The following is an 18,401-nucleotide window of genomic DNA, read 5'->3' as shown; positions in this document are numbered from 1 at the left end:
ACGTGGACAGTGTCCTCATCGCCGTATTCGGCTGCATCGCCGCGGCGCTCCTCTTCGGCTACACCAACGGGTTCCACGACTCCGCGAACGCCATCGCCACCTCGATCTCGACCCGCGCCCTCAAGCCCCGCGTCGCGCTCGGCATGGCCGCGATCGGCAACTTCATCGGCGCCCACCTCGGCGCGAAGGTCGCCAAGACCGTCGCCGAGGGCATCGTGTCCCTCCCCACCGGCCTCGACGGGCTCCTCATCGTGATGTCCGGCCTCCTCGGCGCCATCACGTGGAACTTCATCACCTGGTACTTCGGCCTCCCCACCTCCTCGTCGCATTCCCTGTTCGGCGGCATCGTCGGCGCGACCATGGCCGGCGGCTGGCTCATCATGGGCAACGCCAACGTCTGGGTGCTCTGGCACGGCATCGTCGAGAAGATCGTGCTCCCCACGGTGATCTCCCCGCTCGTCGGCTTCGCGCTCGGCTTCCTCGTGATGATCGCCGTCTACTGGCTCTTCCGCCGCGGCCGCCCCGACAAGCTCAACCGGGGCTTCCGCCACGCCCAGACCGCCTCCGCGGCCGCCATGGCCCTCGGCCACGGCATGCAGGACGCCGCGAAGATCATCGGCGTCATCGTCCTCGCCCTCTACGTGGGCGGCATCCAGGACGACGCCACGCACATCCCGCAGTGGGTCTACTGGGTCTCCGCCGCCGTCATGGCCGCGGGCACCTACGCCGGCGGCTGGCGCATCATCAAGACCATGGGCCGCAAGATCATCGACCTCGGCCCGCCCCAGGGTTTCGCGGCCGAGACCGTGGCCAGCTCGGTGCTGTACGCCAACACCTACCTGCTGGGCGCGCCCATCTCGACCACCCACACCATCACCTCGGCGATCATGGGCGTCGGCTCGACCGGCGGCAAGCGCGCCGTCCGGTGGGGCGTGGCCCGCTCGATCGTGATCGCCTGGATCATCACCTTCCCGATCGCGGCGCTCGTCGGCGCCCTGTTCTACCTGCCGATCCAGTTCATGGGTTAGGACGCTTCCGCGCGCGGCCCGGCCTCGGCCGGGCCGCTGTCGTTTCAGCCGTTGCGCACTGGAAACGCCCGATCTGAGTTAGCGTGATGGCATGTCCATCCAGCGCTTCGGGAAATGGGACTTCAGAGCGGTCGACTCCACGTCGGCCGCTCGCGCTCTCGCCCGCCTCCGCAAGCAGGGCGCTCCCGCCGAGCCCGAGCGCGCCGCCGCCGTCGTCCTCCTCCGGGAGGCCCCGCTGCGGGTGTTCCTGCTGCGGCACGCCGCGAAGGAACCGTTCGGGCTCCCCTCGATCGGGCGCGCCGACACCCTCCAGGTGCGCGAGCGCTGGTCGCACCTCGACGTCGACCACTACGAGCACGCCATGAACGGCCCGCGCTGCGGCGCCCAGTACGGCTTCCCTGGCGGGAGGCACAAGCCCGACGACCCCGACGTGGCCATGACCGGCCTGCGGGCCGTCGAGGAGGAGACCGGCGCGATGGTCGCCCTCCAGCGCGCCTGGGCGCGCTGGGTGACGCCCGAGTACGAGCCAGTGCGGTTCGACTCCTGGATCTACGTGGCGACGCTCGCCGAGGGCTTCCAGCCGCGCATCCGGGTGCGCGAGCCGGAGTACGCGACGTGGATCGGGCCGGAGCAGGCGGTGTGCCAGTACGGCGGCCAGATGTCGATCCCGGAGGCGACCACCCTCGCCGAGCTCGCGCGGTACTCGACGGTGGGCGAGGTCTTCGCCGCCGCCGAGCAGCGCGACATGGCGCCGATCCTGCCGCGCGTCGCCGTGGACGGCGAGGACGCCCGCCTGGTGCTCCCCGGTGAAGAGGGCTACCCGACGGACGCGCTCGCCGCCGCTTAAGCGGGCAGGCGCTTGGCCCACTGCACGTCGGTGCGGACGATCTCGAAGCCCTGCGAGCGGTACAGCTTGACGGCCTTCGCGTTCGACTCGTCCGCGTACAGGTCGACCTGCCGGATCCCGTGCGCCGCAAGGTGGGCGAGCCCGGCGAGCGTCAAGGTCCGGCCGAGGCCGGTGCCCTGGGCGCGCGGGTCGACGCCGAGCACGTAGACCTCGCCGACCCCGTTTTCCACTTTGGTCCAGTGGAAGCCGAGCAGCCCCTCCTCGTCCTCGGCGACCAGCAGGCCGTCCGGGTCGAACCAGACCTCCTCCTGGCGGGCGGCGAGATCAGCTGCGGTCCAACGGCCCTGCTCGGGGTGGGTGGCGAACGCCGCCGCGTTGACCCGCAGCCACTCCGCCTCGTCCCGCCCGACCCTGAAGGGCCGCAAGCGAACCCCGGCGGGCAGCACCGCGGCCGGGCCGTCGCCGGTGGGCCAGTTGCGTCCGATGCCCTCCGGCCACGCCGCGGGCCAAGCGAATCCGTGCAGGTCGCGCGAGAACTGGTACAGCACCCGGTCGCGTGTGAAGCCGTGCTTTGCCGCGAACCGCTGCGAAACGGGCAGATCGCCGTGCGCCCACACGCGCAACTTCGTGATATCCGCCTCAATCCAATCCAGGACGTTCGCGAGCAGTCGGCTCCCTACCCCCTTGCCGCGGTGGGCCGGATCGACCGCGATCTCGGCCTCGGCGGCGTCCTCGACGAGCTCCGCACCCGCATACGCGATCACCGTTTCACCAAGGGGCACAACGAAATGCCTGCGATGCTTCTCAGGGTGGCGGGAGAGCGCGAGGGTGGTCTGCTCGTTGAACGGGGCGATGCCGTCGACCTCCTCGCAGCGGTGCGCCATCGTAACGATTCTGTGAATATCCCGACCCGGAAGTGAAGCATGTTGCGCCATGGGGTTACCCTAATCGTGGACTCAGCACCGTGCCGGGGTGCTGAGTCCTTTTTCATGCCCTGATCCTGTGAACACCCCAGGCGCACACCGCTGCCGGGGCCGTTTCGATCGGATACTCGCGCGAGTGCGCAGTTCGCCGGAAATGTCGCCGCAGCGATCGGCGGCGCGGATGGCGGAGAGGGTGGGATTCGAACCCACGGTGAGCTTTGACACCCACGGCGGTTTTCAAGACCGCTGCACTAGTCCACTATGCGACCCCTCCAGGGCCTGTGAGGCAAGCGCCAATCTATCAAACCGCGGTCAGGGCCGCTCTGACTGGACGCAGCAGGTGGAGCAGGTGCGGTTGCCCTCGATGGTGAGCGCGAGGCAGCAGGTGCGCCGCCGGTAGACCAGGCGGCCTCGCTCGTCGGTGCTGATGTCGACCAGGTCGCCGACGTCGAACAGCTCCAGCAGGGTCTTGGCGACCACGTCGTCAGGGTCGGGCACGACCTGCGCGATCGAAGCGACCGCGTACGCGATGCCGGAGGCGACCGATCCCATGAGCGTGCGCCGGCCGACCCGCGCGTTCGCGAGGAACGCGTCCAGGACCGGCACCAGGTGGCCTTCGAACACGGTGGCGCGCAAGCGGTCCAGCAGGACCGACTCGTTCGCGACCACTTCCACGTCCGGATGCGCGGCGCACGGATCGTGCGGCAGCGCCAGGAACTTCGGGTGGCGCTGGCGCACCGAGAACATCGGGGCGTCCTCGGCGACGCGGAAGACCGCGTTGGCGGCGTCGAGCACAGGCACGCGGCGGGCGGCGACGTAGCCGAGCACGACCGGCGCGAGCGTCCAGTAGCAGTAGGTCTTCCAGGCGAGTGCCGCATTGGCGTGGGCCGAGCCGCCCCACAGCGCGGCGGCCGTCCCCATGAGCTCGTCGATCCGCTTCCCGGCGGCCAGCTCGGCGGCGGAGAACTCGACGCCGCCCCGGACGGGAGCGCCGTCGAGCCAGGCGCGCACCCCCGCGAGCGGATGGACGCTCACCTCGCGGTCGACGCGGTCGGCGGCGGCGCGGAGCGCGTCGACGGGGTTCGTGACGAGGGGCATCGCAGGGCGGCGATCGAGCGCGGTGGAGCTCAGAACCAGAGCCTCCGCAGTCGCGAGCCGCATAGCGTACCCCTCTCAGGTAAGGACTGGCTAACCTTACCTGATTCGTGGCTGCGAGTGTCAACAAACTGACAGACACGGGGTCGCGACAGGGTGTAGGAAAGCGAGGTGCCGTGAACGGTGAGCGTCGCCGAGTGGGATGAGCCTCACAGCACCTCGCCTCGCACGATGATCATCCCCGCGCCGGGCGCGACCGCGTCGCACACGCGGTGCGACGGCCCTCATTCCCGTCGGCGGCCCCGGGCGTGTCGCGCCCGCGTCTGAGTTCTGGCAGGCTGGAACGCATGCCGAACCCCGAGACCGCGCTCGCCGACGACCCGGCGACGGCCCCTCCGCTGCTCGCGCCCCGCGTCGTCAAGCGCGAGATCCTGATCGTCCTCGCGCTCTCGCTGGGCGCGTCCGCGATCTGGTCGATCGTCGACATCATCGGCACCCTGACCGAACCGGGCGGCCTGGCCGACAGCGTCCAGTCGATGAACTCGGCGAAGGCCGAGGCCGAGCGGCCCTGGTACGACCTCGCGCAGCAGCTCGTCAGCCTCGCCCTCGCGATGGCGCCGGTCGCGCTCGCCCTGCACTTCCTCAGCCTCGACCGCGGCAACCCCTTCCGCGCCATCGGCCTCGACGCCCGCCGCCCCGGCTTCGACCTGCTCAGCGGCGCCGGCCTCGCCGCGTGCATCGGCATCCCCGGGCTCGGCCTCTACTTCACCGCCCGCGCGCTCGGCCTCAACGCCTCGATCGCCGCCGCGAACCTCAACGACGTGTGGTGGGCCGTCCCGATCCTCGTCCTCGCCGCGCTCAAGAACGCGGTCATCGAAGAGGTCGTCGGCCTCGGCTACCTCGTCACCCGCCTGCGCCAGCTCGCCTGGGGCGCGCCCGCGATCATCGCCGCCCACGCCCTCCTGCGCGGCACCTACCACCTCTACCAGGGCTTCGGCGGCTTCATCGGCAACGTCGTCATGGGCGCCGTCTTCGCGCTCTTCTACCTCCGCTGGAAGCGCACCGGCCCTCTCATCGTCGCCCACACCCTCCTCGACATCGCCGCCTTCGTCGGATACCTCCTGGTCGCACCCCACGTGAGCTGGCTCTGACCGACCCGAACCCGCTTGGGCCGCCGAGCACCGGCCCGGTATGCTCTGTGCTTGGTACGCGCTCCGGCGCGTCCTGGAGGATTCGCATAGTGGCCTAGTGCGCCCGCCTGCTAAGCGGGTTTCGGGTGATACCCGATCATGGGTTCAAATCCCATATCCTCCGCTACAAAGCCCCGCTGACCTGCAGAAACGCAGGACCGGCGGGGCTATTTGCTTGCCTGGTCTTCGAATCTTGGTGCGTGTGTTCGACAATAAGCGGTTAGACCCCGTTGAGCTGTGGAAACGCCTGGCATCCGATACCGCATGTCCCGCTGCGCCCAGTTCCATCCGGCAGTCACCAGCCTCGTCCCTGGACTGGTCCTCGCCGGCGACCACACCCGGCAGCGCTACTTGTCCAGCATGCAAGGCGCGATCGTCTCCGGCCGGCTGGCGGCCCAGGCCATCACCCCAGCCTCCCCCGCGCACCCTCGGGTGTAGTCACGGTTCGGCGAGCAGGAGACCCGGCCGCCCGCGACTCCACAAGCGAACGCACTCTGCCCACCCGACTAGCGGGCTCGACTCGCTACTCGCACGGCCAGGTAGACCGCGCGCACCGCCAGCGTGCGTTCGACCTCGTCGATGATCGGGGCGAAGAACTCGCGGCGATGCTCGGCGTCGGTCATCGAGATGACTGCGAAGTACATGCTGCCGAACGCGGCGAACATCGTCGCGTTCTTCAGCAGCGCGACCGGCACCGCACTCCAGATCGCGGAGTACACCGGCGGGGCTCCTATCCACTGCTCGGCGGTCGCGGGGGTGACTACTGCGATGCCGAGCAGCACGAAGAACGCGAACAGGGCGAGGCCGATGAATGCGGCCTGCAGCAATTGGCGACTTGCGAGCATGACCAGGAGGTTGCGGACCTGGCGGCCGTTCAATCGGGTCGGAGGCAGTGGTCCGCCGTCCGTCAGCTCCTCTATCGGAACAGCGGCCAGGGGAGTCTTGCGGCAAGCCGAGGCAAGCACTGACGGGCGCAGATCCTGCTCGACCCGGCCGATCTCATCGCGCAGGCGTGTGGCCGCTGCCAGCACTGTGATCACGCCGAACAGGGCGACCACGAGGGCGACCCGCCACCACGGCAGCCGGTTCATGGCCTGCCAGATCTCGCCGGTGAAGAAGAGGAAGAGCGTGACGAACAGGATCGCCGGCAGCGCGCGCCCGAGCAGGTGCAGACTGTTGCGCAGGTCGTACACGAGGTGTCGAGTCGCGCGGCGCACCAGTGTTCCGAGACCGTACGTCGTCGCCAGCGCGGTGGCCGCGAACACGAGTCCGAAGAAGATCACGAACCCCAGCAGGCCGACCGCGTGATCGCCAGGTGGCGTCACCGCATCGTCGACCGCCAGTTGCAGCAAGGGTACGGCGAACGGCATCGCCGCATAGGCGATGAGGATGACCGCGATCGCGGTTCGCGAGAAGTGCGGTTGTCGCCGAACGAACACCGATACGCCCAGCCACGCGGTCGCCGTCAGTGCCAGGACCGCGCCGAGCCAGACCCAGCGCTCTGAACCCAGCGTCTTGAGCGGCACCAGCCAGACCAGACTCGCGAACGTCACGATCGCGAGCGAAGGAAGCATCCTGGGCAGCACGTGCGAGACGAAGGCGTATCCCTCGATCATGGTCGGCATGCCCTGCCGCACGAACCACCGCTCGGTCTGGCGCACCAGGACGGGCGATGTCGTTTGCAACGGCATCGAGTCACCGATCCTGGGACGCGACGAGGTTGCTGATGCTGGTGGCGAACAGCTCGGCGGCGGCGATGCTGGCCTCGTCGTCACGCATGGTGAGCCAAGCCTCGGTGAGGCCGTCGATTCCGGCGAGGATCACCGCTGCGAGCGTCCGGAGCTCGTCGCTCGGGCGATCGGGCCGCCATCGTTCCAGCTGGCGCACTACGAGTTCGGTGAATTGCCGGCGCTCCCAGCGGCTGAGTTCGAGCAGTTCCGGATCGGTGCGCGCGGCGACCGTCAGGTCGGCGAGCACCAGGTACTGCGCGGGATTCGACCTGATTCGGGCGAGCTGGGCGTGCAGCACCTTCGAGAGGCTCGTCGCAAAGGAATCGCTGTCAGGGTTGAGTTGCCACGCCGTCGCGAGGGTGCGCTCGCTCTCGCGCTCCAGCAGCGCGCGAAGCAGCGCGCTCTTCGAGTCGAAGCAGTAATGGAACATCCCTTGCGGCACTCCCGCGGCCTCGGTTATCGCCCTTGTGGAGGATGCGACCACGCCTCGTTCGCTCATGACCTCGATCGCCGCATCCATCAGCTGCTGGCGTCGCTCGGCAAGGCTGCGGCGCGAGGCGCCGGATTCTGTGCTCATCGCGTCATGCTAGCAGGGTTGACCAATTGACTGAGTCAGATGACTTGGTCAATTGACCAAGTTGGGGTATGGTCGTGCCGAGCGGCCCCGAGGCGGTCGCCGGTTGCCTTGGGAGGAATCGGAAATGAAGAAGTGGGCGATACTCGGCGCAGCGATCGTCGCGGAGGTGGCAGCGGCGTTGGCGTTGCGCGCGGCGATCGACGACCCCGGTTGGGCGGTGCTCACCGTGACCGGATACATCGGCGCGTTCGTCGCGCTCTCAACGCTGCTTCGCGCCGGAGCGCCTATCGGGGTTGTATACGGCATCTGGGCCGCCGCGGGCGTGGCCCTGACGGCCGTCCTGGGCACGGTGCTCTTCGACGAACCGTTCACGCTCTTGATCGGGATCGGCATCGCCGTGGTGATCGCGGGTGTCGTCCTGGTCGAGACCGGAAGTCATCACGAGCGCCCACAAGAATCTCTTGAGCGAGCGGAGGTCGCCCGATGACCGCTCTCATGCTCGCCGGCGCGATCATCGCAGAAGTCGCCGCGACCCTTTCGCTCCGGGCCTCGGAAGGGCTGAAACGAAAGTGGTGGATCATCCCGATCGCCGTCTGCTACGCCGGCGCTTTCGGACTCCTGACCCTTGCGCTGGCGCAAGGCATGCCGATCGGCATCGCGTACGGCATCTGGGCCGCATGCGGTGTCGCCCTGACCGCTATTGGCGCCCGCTGGTTCTTCAAGGACCGGCTCACCTGGCGCATGGGCGCCGGTATCGCGCTGATCGCGCTCGGCGTGCTCATCATCGAACTCGGGACCGCGCACTGAGACCTCCCCGGACGCGCCTTGCGGGCTGGCGAGGGGTACTGGCGGATCCGGGCGTCGACGGCATCGTTCGATTTGGCATCCGATACATCCGGCGGTCGCCAGCCAGTTTTCTGATCCCCTGAAGCGGGCTCGATGGGCGGGACGCCGCGGAATAGTTGAAACGACTCAATCAAAGGGTCGCCAAATCACAAACCGTTACCGTTTCTTCGCAAAAATGGTCGGCATCGAGCCTTGACGGCGCAGTTCACAGCGTTCTATGTTGGCTATGCCACAGATGAAACGATTCAATAATTTGATGGCAACTATTCTGACCGTGACTGCAAGGAGGCAGCGTCGTGTCGCAGCGAGTGTGCTTCACGCTCCGGGTGAGGCCCGAGCGCCTGGACGAGTACCGAACGCGCCACACCGCAGTGTGGCCCGAGATGCTCCGAGCCCTGGCTCAGACCGGCTGGAGGAACTACTCGCTGTTCCTCGACCGAGACGGCCTGCTCGTCGGCTACCTCGAGACCGAGGAGTTCGATGCCGCCCGAGCCGGGATGCGCGAACACGAGGTCAACGCCCGCTGGCAGGCCGAGATGGCGCCGTTCTTCGAAGGCACCGACGGGGCCGCCGCCGACGACGCGCTCCACCTCCTGACCGAGGTTTTCAACCTCGAATCCCAACTGGCCGCCGCCGCAGCGGTCGAAGGCGAAACCGCAGGCAATGCGTGACCCCCTCTGCGACAAGGAGAGCATCAATGATGATCCGCCACCCGGACCGCGCCCGCCGCACGCAGGCGCCGGCACGGCCGACGCCTCCGGAGGCGTCGCATGAGTGAGCCCGTTCGCGAAGCCGTGCTCGTCCTCGAAGGAGTCCGGAAGTCCTTCGGCGCCACGGCGGCCCTGACCACAGGCGGTATCACGGTCGAGGCCGGGTCGATCCATGCCCTCGTCGGCGAGAACGGAGCCGGCAAGTCCACCCTGGTCAAGATCGTCGCTGGCGTCCACAAGCGCGACGGCGGGACCTTCCGCTTCCAAGGCGAGGACGTCGACTTCTCCTCGACCGCCGACGCCAAGGCCGCCGGCATCGCCGTGATCTACCAGGAGCCCACCCTGTTCCCGGACCTCTCGGTCGCGGAGAACATCTTCATGGGCCGCCAACCGGTCAAGTCCGGCCGTCGCATCGACCGGGCCGCGATGCACGCCCAGGCCGCGGAGCTGTTCGAACGGCTCGGCGTCCACCTGGACCCGCGGCGCGTCGCCCGAGGCCTGTCGATCGCCGACCAGCAGATCATCGAGATCGCCAAGGCGATCTCCCTGGACGCGGCGCTGCTCATCATGGACGAGCCGACCGCCGCCCTCTCCGGTGTCGAGGTCGACCGCCTCTTCGCCGTCGCCAGGGGACTCCGCGACGAAGGCCGCGCCCTCGTGTTCATCTCGCACCGCTTCGAAGAGATCTTCGCGCTGTGCGACACGGTGACCGTCATGCGCGACGGCGCCTATGTCGCCACCCAGGCGATCGCCGAGACCAGTCGCGACGAGATCGTCTCCCAAATGGTCGGCCGCGAGGTCGGCGACCTCTTCCCGAAGGTCCCCGCCGAGATCGGCGAGACCGTCCTCAGCGTCGAGGGACTGCACTCCACCGGCGAGTTCCACAACGTGAGCTTCGAGGTCCGCGCGGGCGAGATCGTCGGCATCGCCGGCCTCGTGGGCGCCGGCCGCAGCGAGATCGCCCGCGCGGTCTTCGGCGTCGACGGCTACGACTCCGGCACCGTCCGCCTGCACGGCAAGGCGATCCCCATGCGCGACCCCCAGGCCTCGATCAAGGCCGGCATCGCCTTCGTCCCTGAGGACCGGCGCCTGCAGGGCCTGGTCACCGACGGCTCGATCGCCCGGAACATCGCCTCGGTCATCCGCAGGCGACTCACCAAGGCAGGCTTCCTGACCGCGCGCTCCGAACTGCGCGCCGCCGACGAATGGGCCGCGCGCCTGCAGGTGAAGACCCACGCCCTGGACATGCCCGCCCTGACCATGAGCGGCGGCAACCAGCAGAAGGTCGTCCTCGCCAAATGGCTCTCGACCCGACCGAGCCTGCTCATCGTCGACGAACCCACCCGCGGCATCGACGTCGGCACCAAGGCCGAAGTCCACCGGCTGCTGTCCGACCTGGCCGGACAGGGCATCGCGATCGTCATGATCTCGTCCGAACTCGCCGAGGTCCTCGGCATGGCCGACCGGGTCCTCGTGGTCTGCGAAGGCCGCATCACCGCCGACATCGACCGCGAGCAGGCCACCCCCGAAGCCGTGATGCGAGCGGCCACCCAGACACACCACCCGGAGGCCGGCGCATGAGACAAGCCCTAGCCAACCTGTTCCGCTCCCGCGAACTCGCCGTCGCCCTCGTGCTCGTCGCGGCCGTCGTCCTGACCGCCCTGAAGTCGGAGAGCTTCGTCTTCAGCGCCGACGGCTGGCGCAACCTGCTGGTGACCCCGGCGATGCTGGTGATCCTCGCGGTCGGCCAGGCCGCCGTCATCATCACCAGGAACGTCGACCTGTCCGTCGGCTCAGTTCTCGGACTCACCGCCTACATGACCGGCCGGATCTTCATCGAAGCCCCCGACATCCCGATCGCCCTCGTCGTGCTCGCCGCGATCGGACTCGGCGCCGTCCTCGGACTCGTCAACGGCGTGGTCGTGGCCTTCGCGAAAGTCCCCGCCCTCGTGATCACCCTCGGCACCCTCTACATCTACCGCGGCGTGTTCCTCACCTGGGCGGGCTCGGACCGCATCAACGCCTCCGACCTGCCCGACGACTTCCTCGCCCTGGGCAACGAGCAGATCGCGTCCATACCGCTGCTCACGATCGTGGCCCTCCTGGTCCTCGTCGCGGTCGGCTACTACATGTACTACTCGCGAGGCGGCCGCGAAATGTACGCGATCGGCTCCGACCCCGGCGCCGCACGCCTCTACGGCCTCCCCGTCACCCGCCGCGTCGTCAGCGCCTTCGTGCTCTCCGGCGCGCTGGCCGGCCTCGCCGGCGTCGTCTACGCCGTCCGGTACGGGACGGTCTCCTCCGGCGCGGGACTCGGCATCGAACTCGAAGCGGTCGGCGCCGCGGTCATCGGCGGCGTCGCGATCTTCGGCGGCAGCGGCACCGTGTGGGGCGCCGCGATCGGGGCGACGCTGCTCGTCACGATCAACCGCGCCCTTCCGGTCGTGGGCATCTCCGACTTCTGGCAGCGCGCCGTCGTCGGCGCACTGATCCTGGCCGCCATCGTGCTCGACCGCGTCCTGGCACTGCGCCGGGAACGCCGCCTGAGCGTCGAACGTGACACGAGGAGCCTCGCATGACCACCCTGAACTTCCGAGCGCACGCGCGGCCGGCCTGGCGGCGCCTGCTCTTCACCCGCGAGATGGCGGTCATCGGCCTCCTCGCCGCCGTGCTCCTGTACGCGAACCTCCAAGTGAGCAACTTCGACAGTCCCCTGACGCTCTACTACCTGTTCCTCGACGTCACCCCGCTGCTGCTCATCGCACTGCCGCTGACGATGGTGATCGTCACCGGCGAGATCGACCTGTCGGTCGCCAGCGTCGTCGGCCTGTCGAGCGTCCTGGTCGGGGTGCTGTCCGCACACGCGGGCATGCCGCTGTGGGCCGCGGCGCTCGCGGCGATCGCCATCGGCGCGGTCTGCGGATCGCTCAACGGCTTCCTCGTCGCCTACGTGGGCCTCCCGTCCCTGGCGGTCACCATCGGCACGCTCGCGCTCTACCGCGGCATCGCCATCGGCCTGCTCGGCACGGAAGCCGTCACCGACTTCCCCGAGTTCTGGACCGACCTGGCCAAGCAGCGCATCGTCGAAGGCGGCAGTGTCCCGGTCGTCCTCATCCTCTTCGCGGTCCTCGCCGCCGGAACGGTGTGGATGCTGCACTTCTCGCCCTTTGGGCGGGGGATCTACGACATCGGCCTCAACCGCGAGGCCGCGCACTTCACCGGTGTCAACGTCGCCCGGACCAAGTTCCTGCTCTTCGTGCTGACCGGCGCCGTCTCGGCCCTGGCCGGCGTCTACTTCACGCTCCGCTACGGCAGCGCGCGCGGCGACAACGCCTACGGCCTGGAACTCCAGGTCATCGCCGCGGTCCTGCTCGGCGGAGTGTCGATCTTCGGCGGACGCGGGGCCCTCCACGGCCCCATCGCCGGGGTCTTGCTGATCGGAGCCGTGTCGAGTGCGATGCGGCTGGAGGGGCAGACCGTCAACGCCATCAACATCGTCATCGGCGTCCTGCTGATCGCGTCGGTCGTGTCCACGCCCATCCTGTCCCGGTTCGCCGTCAAGCGGGCTGCCCGCAAAACCATCGAAAGGAATGAACAATGAGGTTTATCAACAAGAAAGCCATCGCCGCGGCGGCGACCCTCGTGGTCGGCCTCGGGCTGACCGCCTGCGGCGGCGGTGACGATGGAGGCGAGGACGGCGGCGGGAGCTACACGTTGCTGCCGAAGAACCTCGGCAACCCGTACTTCGACACCAGCGAAATGGGCGCGCAAGCCGCGGCCGAGGAACTCGGCGTGACGGTCACCCAGGTCGGGCCCGACGCCGCGTCCCCCGAAGCGCAGGTGCCGTTCATCAACACCGCGGCGCAGCAGGGAGCGGACGCGCTCATCATCTCGGCCAACGACCCGACGGCGATCTGCGGTGCGCTGCAGGAGGCCTCGGACGCCGGCACGGCGATCGTCACCTTCGACTCCGACACCGATCCGGAGTGCCGCGACCTGTTCGTCAGCCAGGCGGACGCCGCCGGCATCGCCAAGGTGCAGATAGACATGATCGCCGAGCAGATCGGCGGCTCGGGCCAGATCGCGATCCTCTCCGCCTCGGCCAACGCGACGAACCAGAACGCGTGGATCGAGCTGATGAAGACCGAGCTCGCGGCCAACCACCCCGACATCGAACTCGTCGACACCGTCTACGGCGACGACGACGACCAGAAGTCCTTCGACCAGACCGCGGCCCTGCTGCAGTCCTACCCCGAGCTCAAGGGCATCGTCTCGCCGACGACCGTCGGCATCGCGGCCGCGGCCCGGTACCTGTCGACCTCTGAGGCGAAGGGCCAGGTCGCGATCACCGGCCTCGGCACGCCGAACCAGATGCGCGAGTACGTCGCCGACGGCACCGTGACCGAGTTCGCGCTCTGGAACCCGGACGACCTGGGCTACCTCGCCGTGCAGGCGGCCGCCGCCCTGGCCAACGGCGACATCGAAGGCAACGAGGGCGACACCTTCACCACGGAGCGCCTGGGCGAGTACACCGTCGGCGCCGACGGTGTCGTGCTCCTCGGCGAGCCGTTCCGGTTCAACGCGGACAACATCGACGACTTCGACTTCTGAGGTCGGCTCCCGCACGCGGGAGCGTCGTCAAGGGGGAGCGCCGGGCGGCCGGCCCGGCGCACCCCGGATCGTGACACGGCCCGGACGGGCCGAATGAAAGGAGTGGGTCGATGGACGTCCCAGAAGTCAAGGCAATACTGCGCGAGCTGCAGATCGAGGTGCCCTCGTGGGCGTTCGGGAACTCGGGCACCCGCTTCAAAGTGTTCGCCCAGCAGGGCGTGCCGCGCGACCCATACGAGAAGATCGCCGACGCCGCCGAGGTCCACCGCCACACCGGCGCCGCCGCCACCGTCTCTCTGCACATTCCTTGGGACAAGGTCGAGAGCTACGGCGACCTCGCTGCTCACGCCGAAGGGCTGGGCGTGCGGATCGGGGTCATCAACTCGAACACGTTCCAGGACGACGACTACATGCTCGGCTCCGTGTGCCACCCCGACAAGGCGGTGCGGCGCAAGGCGGTCGACCACCTCCTCGAGTGCGTCGACATCATGGACGCCACCGGGTCCCGGGATCTGAAGCTCTGGTTCGCCGACGGCCTCAACTATCCCGGTCAGGACGACCTGCGCGCCCGCCAGGACCGCCTCGCCGAAGCGCTCGACGAGGTCTACGCCCGGCTCGGCGACGAGCAGCGGATGGTCCTGGAGTACAAGTTCTTCGAGCCCGCGTTCTATGCGACCGATGTCCCGGACTGGGGTACGGCGTATGCGCACACGCTCAGGCTCGGCGCGAAGGCGAAGGTCGTGGTCGACACCGGCCACCACGCGCCCGGCACGAATATCGAGTTCATTGTCGCGTTCCTGCTGCGCGAGGGCAAGCTCGGCGCGTTCGACTTCAACTCCCGGTTCTACGCCGACGACGACTTGATGGCCGGGGCGGCAGACCCGTTCCAGCTCTTCCGGATCATGCACGAGGTCGCGCGCGGCGGCGGCTTGGATGCGGGCGTGAACTTCATGCTCGACCAATGCCACAACATCGAGCCGAAGATCCCCGGCCAGATCAGGTCCGTCATGAACGTCCAGGAAGCGACGGCGAAGGCGCTGCTGGTAGACACCGACGCGCTCGGTGCGGCGCAGGCTGCAGGGGATGTGCTGGGCGCGAACGCGGTCTTGATGGACGCGTTCAACACCGATGTGCGCCCGCTCCTCGCCGAGCTGCGCGAAGAGCAGGGTCTCGATCCCGACCCGACGGCCGCGTTCGCGTCCTCGGGCTACCTGGAGAAGGTCGCTGCCGAACGCATCGGCGGCGCGCAAGCCGGATGGGGGGCATGAGTTGAGCGGCAAGACGATCGCGGACCTGATCGGCCGGTCGAACCGGCTCGGTGCGAACAAGCGCAACACCAACTACGCCGGCGGCAACACCTCCGCGAAGGGGACCGAGACTGATCCCGTCACCGGGGAGCCGGTGGAGCTGCTGTGGGTCAAGGGCTCCGGCGGCGACCTCGGCACCCTGACCGAGGCCGGGCTCGCCGTGCTGCGCCTGGACCGCATGCGCGCCTTGGCGACCACGTACCCGGGTGAGGAGCGCGAAGACGAGATGGTCGCCGCGTTCGACTACTGCCTGCACGGCCGCGGCGGCGCCGCGCCCTCGATCGACACGGCGATGCACGGCCTGGTCGACGCCGTCCATGTGGATCACCTGCACCCGGACGCCGGGATCGCCTTCGCGACCGCCGCCGACGGCCCGGCCCTGACCGCGGCGTGCTTCGGCGACCGGGTCCTCTGGGTCGACTGGCGCCGTCCCGGGTTCCAACTCGGCCTCGACATCGCGGCGATCAAGGCCGCGAACCCGCAGGCCGTCGGGTGCATCCTCGGCGGGCACGGCATCACCGCCTGGGGCGAGACTTCCGAAGCGTGCGAAGCCCATTCGCTCGAGATCATCCGCGGCTGCGAGGACTACATCGCCGCACGCGCCGCCGCGAACCCGTTCGGTGGCCGAGTGACCGAGTACGCGCCGCTGCCCGAGGCCGAGCGCCGCGCCCGCGCGGCCGCGCTGGCCCCGGTGATCCGCGGTCTGGCCTCCACCGACGCCCGCCAGGTCGGGCACTTCAACGACGACCCGGAGGTCCTGGAGTTCTTGCAGGGCAGTGAGATGCCGCGCCTCGCGACGCTCGGCACCTCGTGCCCGGACCATTTTCTGCGCACCAAGGTCCGGCCGCTCGTGCTTGACCTGCCGCCGGCCGCGTCCGTTGAAGCGACCGTCGAGCGGCTGAAGGCGCTGCACGCGGGCTACCGGGAGGACTACCGGGCCTACTACGAGCGCTACGCCACCCCGGAGTCCCCGGCGATGCGCGGCGCGGACCCGGCGATCGTGCTCGTCCCGGGCGTGGGCATGTTCTCGTTCGGCGCGAACAAGCAGACCGCCCGGGTGGCGGGCGAGTTTTATGTCAACGCGGTCAACGTGATGCGCGGGGCGGAGTCGATCTCGACCTACGCCCCGATCGCGGAGTCGGAGAAGTTCCGGATCGAGTACTGGGCGCTCGAGGAGGCCAAGCTCCAGCGGATGCCCAAGCCGAAGCCGCTCGCGACCCGGGTCGCGTTCGTGACCGGCGGCGGCTCCGGGATCGGGCGGGCCATCGCCCACCGCCTGGCCGCCGAGGGCGCCTGCGTGGTCGTCGCCGACCGCGACGGCGAGGCCGCCGCGAAGGTGGCCGCCGAACTGGGCTCGAGCGATGTGGCGGTGCCGGTCACGGTGGACGTCACGGACGAAGCGGCCATCGCCGCGTCGATCGCCCAGGCGGCCTTGGTGTTCGGCGGTGTCGACCTGGTCGTGAACAACGCCGGGCTCTCGCTGTCGAAGCCGCTGCTGGAGACCACCGCGGCGGACTGGGACCTGCAGCACGACGTCATGGCCAAAGGCTCGTTCCTCGTCTCGCGCGAGGCCGCCCGGTTGATGATCGCGCAGGACATGGGCGGGGACATCGTTTACATCGCGTCGAAGAACTCGGTGTTCGCCGGCCCGAACAACATCGCCTACTCCGCGACCAAAGCGGACCAAGCGCACCAGGTCCGGCTCCTCGCCGCCGAACTCGGGGAGCACCACATCCGCGTCAACGGCATCAACCCCGACGGCGTCGTCCGCGGCTCCGGCATCTTCGCCTCCGGCTGGGGCGCCAACCGCGCCGCCGTCTACGGCGTCGAAGAGGAGAAGTTGGGCGAGTTCTACGCGCAGCGGACCCTGCTCAAGCGCGAGGTGCTGCCCGAGCATGTGGCCGACGCGGTCTACGCGCTCACCGCAGGCGACCTCTCGCAGACCACTGGCGTGCACATCCCGGTCGATGCGGGAGTCGCGGCGGGCTTCCTGCGATGAGCGCGAAACGCTACGCCGCCGTCGATCTCGGGGCCTCGTCGGGCCGGGTGCTGGTCGGCACCGTCGGTGACGCGAGCGTCGAAGTGGCGCAGGTGCATCGGTTCCCGAACGAGCCGGTGCGCCTGCCCGACGGCCTGCACTGGGACGTGCTCGGGCTCTACCGGCACCTCCGGCAGGGCCTCGCTGCCGCCGGGCCGGTCGCCTCGGCCGGGATCGACTCGTGGGCCGTGGACTACGGGCTCGTCGACGAGATCGGCTCGCTGCTCGGCCTGCCGTTCCACTACCGCGACGAGCGGACCGCCGACCTCCCCGACTGGCCCGACCCGGCCGGGTTGTGGCGGGCCACCGGCATCGCCCACCAGCCGTTCAACACCCTGCACCAGCTGCGGGCCGAATCCACGTGGCGCCTGGCCGAGGCCGCGCACCTGCTCATGATCCCGGACCTGCTGGGCTACTGGCTCACCGGCGCGATCGGCGCCGAGCGCACCAACGCCTCCACGACCCAGCTCTACCGGGTCGAAGGCGGCTGGTCGGAGGCTGTTGCAGCCGCAGCGGGTATCGACGTGTCGATCCTGCCTCCCGTGCGGCGACCCGGTGACCTCATCGGGGAGACGGACATGGGGGTCCCGCTGGTCGCGGTCGCCTCGCACGACACGGCCAGCGCCATCGCCGCCGTGCCCGCCGAGAGCGAGAAGTTCGCGTACATCTCTTGCGGCACATGGTCGCTCGCGGGCCTGGAGTTGGACGGGCCGGTGTTGAGCGAGGGCGCGCGGCTGGCCGGGTTCACCAACGAGGCCGGTGTCGACGGCACGGTCCGCTTCCTGCGCAACGTGATGGGCCTGTGGCTGCTCCAGGAGTGCCAGCGGTTCTGGGGCGAGGACTCGGTCGAGGCCTTGCTTTCGGCAGCGGCGCAGGCGAAGCCGTTCGCGGCGCTGATCGACCCGCAGGACCCGGCGTGGCTGGCGCGGGGCGACGAGCCCGGCGGCATGCCCGCCCGGATCGCGGCGAAGGCCGACGGCGTCCTCGATTCGCGCGGCGCGATCGTCCGCTGCGTCCTGGAGAGCCTGGCGCTCGGGCACCGGAACGCGGTCGCGGAGGCTGCTGCGCTGGCGGGCCGGGAGGTCGAGGCGGTGCACCTGGTGGGCGGCGGGTCGCGGAACGCGCTGCTGTGCCAGTGGACGGCCGACGCGACCGGGCTGCCGGTGCTGGCCGGCCCGGTCGAGGCGACCGCGCTCGGCAACCTCCTCGTGCAGGCGCGCGCCGACGGCGTGGTGGCCGACCTCGCGCATCTGCGCGCACTGGTGCGCCAGACGCAGCGGGTGGTCCGCTACGAACCCCGGCCATCGCCCGGATGGCATGAGGCCCTGGAGCGAGTCGCGAAGGCGCGCCGTCCGTGACCGACCGCTCAACACCGTCCACCCGCTACCTTCGATGGGCTCGAACATGACTCAGCGACAATTTCCCCGCCCCAAGGACCTGCTGCCCTTGGTGAAGTTCAAGAAGCCCGACTTCAACGCGAAGCGGCGGCGCCTGCGGGC

Annotated in this window: 18 protein-coding genes and 2 tRNA genes; 15 read left to right on the top strand and 5 right to left on the bottom strand. The window is 69.3% G+C overall.

Annotation, left to right across the window (positions count from 1 at the left end):
- Window positions 1-2 precede the first annotated feature (2 nt).
- Window positions 3-1,028 carry an inorganic phosphate transporter gene (locus AB0K52_RS19990; protein WP_363534352.1) on the top strand — a complete coding sequence of 342 codons (1,026 nt, stop codon included), beginning with the start codon at window positions 3-5 and terminating at the stop codon, window positions 1,026-1,028.
- Window positions 1,029-1,119: 91 nt separating this feature from the next.
- A complete protein-coding gene (locus AB0K52_RS19985; RefSeq protein WP_363534349.1) occupies window positions 1,120-1,875 on the top strand; it encodes a hypothetical protein in 756 nt (251 codons plus the stop codon).
- Here AB0K52_RS19985 and mshD read toward each other — a convergent pair.
- The 3 genes from mshD to AB0K52_RS19970 form a co-directional block, all read right to left on the bottom strand.
- Window positions 1,872-2,810, bottom strand: coding sequence for a mycothiol synthase (gene mshD, locus AB0K52_RS19980; RefSeq protein WP_363534346.1), 939 nt, complete (start codon window positions 2,808-2,810; stop codon window positions 1,872-1,874). The genes AB0K52_RS19985 and mshD overlap by 4 nt on opposite strands.
- 170 nt (window positions 2,811-2,980) lie before the next feature.
- Window positions 2,981-3,072, bottom strand: a tRNA-Ser gene (locus AB0K52_RS19975).
- Window positions 3,073-3,110: 38 nt separating this feature from the next.
- The gene (locus tag AB0K52_RS19970; protein ID WP_363534343.1) at window positions 3,111-3,959 is read right to left on the bottom strand and encodes a hypothetical protein; all 849 of its coding nucleotides are present in this window, start codon (window positions 3,957-3,959) and stop codon (window positions 3,111-3,113) included.
- A 281-nt stretch (window positions 3,960-4,240) separates the two neighbouring features.
- On the opposite strand from AB0K52_RS19970, the gene AB0K52_RS19965 reads away from it, so the two are divergent.
- The 3 genes from AB0K52_RS19965 to AB0K52_RS19955 all read left to right on the top strand — a co-directional run bounded on the left by AB0K52_RS19965 (window position 4,241) and on the right by AB0K52_RS19955 (window position 5,521).
- A complete protein-coding gene (locus AB0K52_RS19965; protein ID WP_363534340.1) occupies window positions 4,241-5,044 on the top strand; it encodes a type II CAAX endopeptidase family protein in 804 nt (267 codons plus the stop codon).
- Between the two features lie 75 nt (window positions 5,045-5,119).
- Window positions 5,120-5,207, top strand: a tRNA-Ser gene (locus AB0K52_RS19960).
- A 140-nt stretch (window positions 5,208-5,347) separates the two neighbouring features.
- Window positions 5,348-5,521, top strand: a complete 174-nt coding sequence (locus AB0K52_RS19955; RefSeq protein WP_363534699.1) for an FAD-dependent oxidoreductase — start codon at window positions 5,348-5,350, stop codon at window positions 5,519-5,521.
- Between the two features lie 68 nt (window positions 5,522-5,589).
- On the opposite strand, the gene AB0K52_RS19950 is transcribed toward AB0K52_RS19955, so the two are convergent.
- Both AB0K52_RS19950 and AB0K52_RS19945 read right to left on the bottom strand, forming a co-directional pair.
- Complete coding sequence (locus tag AB0K52_RS19950) at window positions 5,590-6,774, bottom strand: hypothetical protein (RefSeq protein WP_363534337.1); 1,185 nt, start codon at window positions 6,772-6,774, stop codon at window positions 5,590-5,592.
- Window positions 6,775-6,778: 4 nt separating this feature from the next.
- Window positions 6,779-7,390 (bottom strand): TetR/AcrR family transcriptional regulator, encoded by a 612-nt coding sequence (locus AB0K52_RS19945; RefSeq protein WP_363534334.1) that lies wholly within the window; start codon window positions 7,388-7,390, stop codon window positions 6,779-6,781.
- Window positions 7,391-7,514: 124 nt separating this feature from the next.
- On the opposite strand from AB0K52_RS19945, the gene AB0K52_RS19940 reads away from it, so the two are divergent.
- The 10 genes from AB0K52_RS19940 (at window position 7,515) to AB0K52_RS19895 (ending at window position 18,260) form a co-directional block, all read left to right on the top strand.
- Entirely contained in the window at window positions 7,515-7,877 is a 363-nt protein-coding gene (locus AB0K52_RS19940) for an SMR family transporter (protein WP_363534331.1), read from the top strand.
- The gene (locus tag AB0K52_RS19935; RefSeq protein ID WP_363534328.1) at window positions 7,874-8,197 is read left to right on the top strand and encodes a multidrug efflux SMR transporter; all 324 of its coding nucleotides are present in this window, start codon (window positions 7,874-7,876) and stop codon (window positions 8,195-8,197) included. The genes AB0K52_RS19940 and AB0K52_RS19935 overlap by 4 nt, the downstream gene beginning before the upstream one ends.
- Window positions 8,198-8,532: 335 nt before the next feature.
- Window positions 8,533-8,907 carry an L-rhamnose mutarotase gene (locus tag AB0K52_RS19930; protein WP_363534325.1) on the top strand — a complete coding sequence of 125 codons (375 nt, stop codon included), beginning with the start codon at window positions 8,533-8,535 and terminating at the stop codon, window positions 8,905-8,907.
- A 99-nt stretch (window positions 8,908-9,006) separates the two neighbouring features.
- A complete protein-coding gene (locus tag AB0K52_RS19925; protein WP_363534322.1) occupies window positions 9,007-10,527 on the top strand; it encodes a sugar ABC transporter ATP-binding protein in 1,521 nt (506 codons plus the stop codon).
- Entirely contained in the window at window positions 10,524-11,525 is a 1,002-nt protein-coding gene (locus AB0K52_RS19920) for an ABC transporter permease (RefSeq protein ID WP_363534319.1), read from the top strand. The genes AB0K52_RS19925 and AB0K52_RS19920 overlap by 4 nt, the downstream gene beginning before the upstream one ends.
- The gene (locus AB0K52_RS19915) at window positions 11,522-12,547 is read left to right on the top strand and encodes an ABC transporter permease (RefSeq protein ID WP_363534316.1); all 1,026 of its coding nucleotides are present in this window, start codon (window positions 11,522-11,524) and stop codon (window positions 12,545-12,547) included. Before AB0K52_RS19920 ends, AB0K52_RS19915 begins: the two co-directional genes overlap by 4 nt.
- On the top strand, window positions 12,544-13,557 hold the full coding sequence (gene rhaS / locus AB0K52_RS19910) for a rhamnose ABC transporter substrate-binding protein (protein WP_363534313.1): 1,014 nt from the start codon (window positions 12,544-12,546) through the stop codon (window positions 13,555-13,557). The genes AB0K52_RS19915 and rhaS overlap by 4 nt, the downstream gene beginning before the upstream one ends.
- A 110-nt stretch (window positions 13,558-13,667) precedes the next feature.
- Window positions 13,668-14,825 carry an L-rhamnose isomerase gene (gene rhaI, locus AB0K52_RS19905; RefSeq protein WP_363534310.1) on the top strand — a complete coding sequence of 386 codons (1,158 nt, stop codon included), beginning with the start codon at window positions 13,668-13,670 and terminating at the stop codon, window positions 14,823-14,825.
- A 1-nt stretch (window position 14,826) separates the two neighbouring features.
- A complete protein-coding gene (locus AB0K52_RS19900; protein WP_363534307.1) occupies window positions 14,827-16,863 on the top strand; it encodes a bifunctional aldolase/short-chain dehydrogenase in 2,037 nt (678 codons plus the stop codon).
- The gene (locus AB0K52_RS19895) at window positions 16,860-18,260 is read left to right on the top strand and encodes a rhamnulokinase family protein (protein ID WP_363534304.1); all 1,401 of its coding nucleotides are present in this window, start codon (window positions 16,860-16,862) and stop codon (window positions 18,258-18,260) included. Before AB0K52_RS19900 ends, AB0K52_RS19895 begins: the two co-directional genes overlap by 4 nt.
- Window positions 18,261-18,401: the final 141 nt, after the last annotated feature.

This window comes from Glycomyces sp. NPDC049804 (assembly GCF_040674615.1).
Taxonomy (GTDB): domain Bacteria; phylum Actinomycetota; class Actinomycetes; order Mycobacteriales; family Micromonosporaceae; genus Glycomyces; species Glycomyces niveus.
The sequence above is the reverse complement of the archived record's forward strand: the minus strand, read 5'-3'. Positions and strand labels throughout refer to the sequence as shown.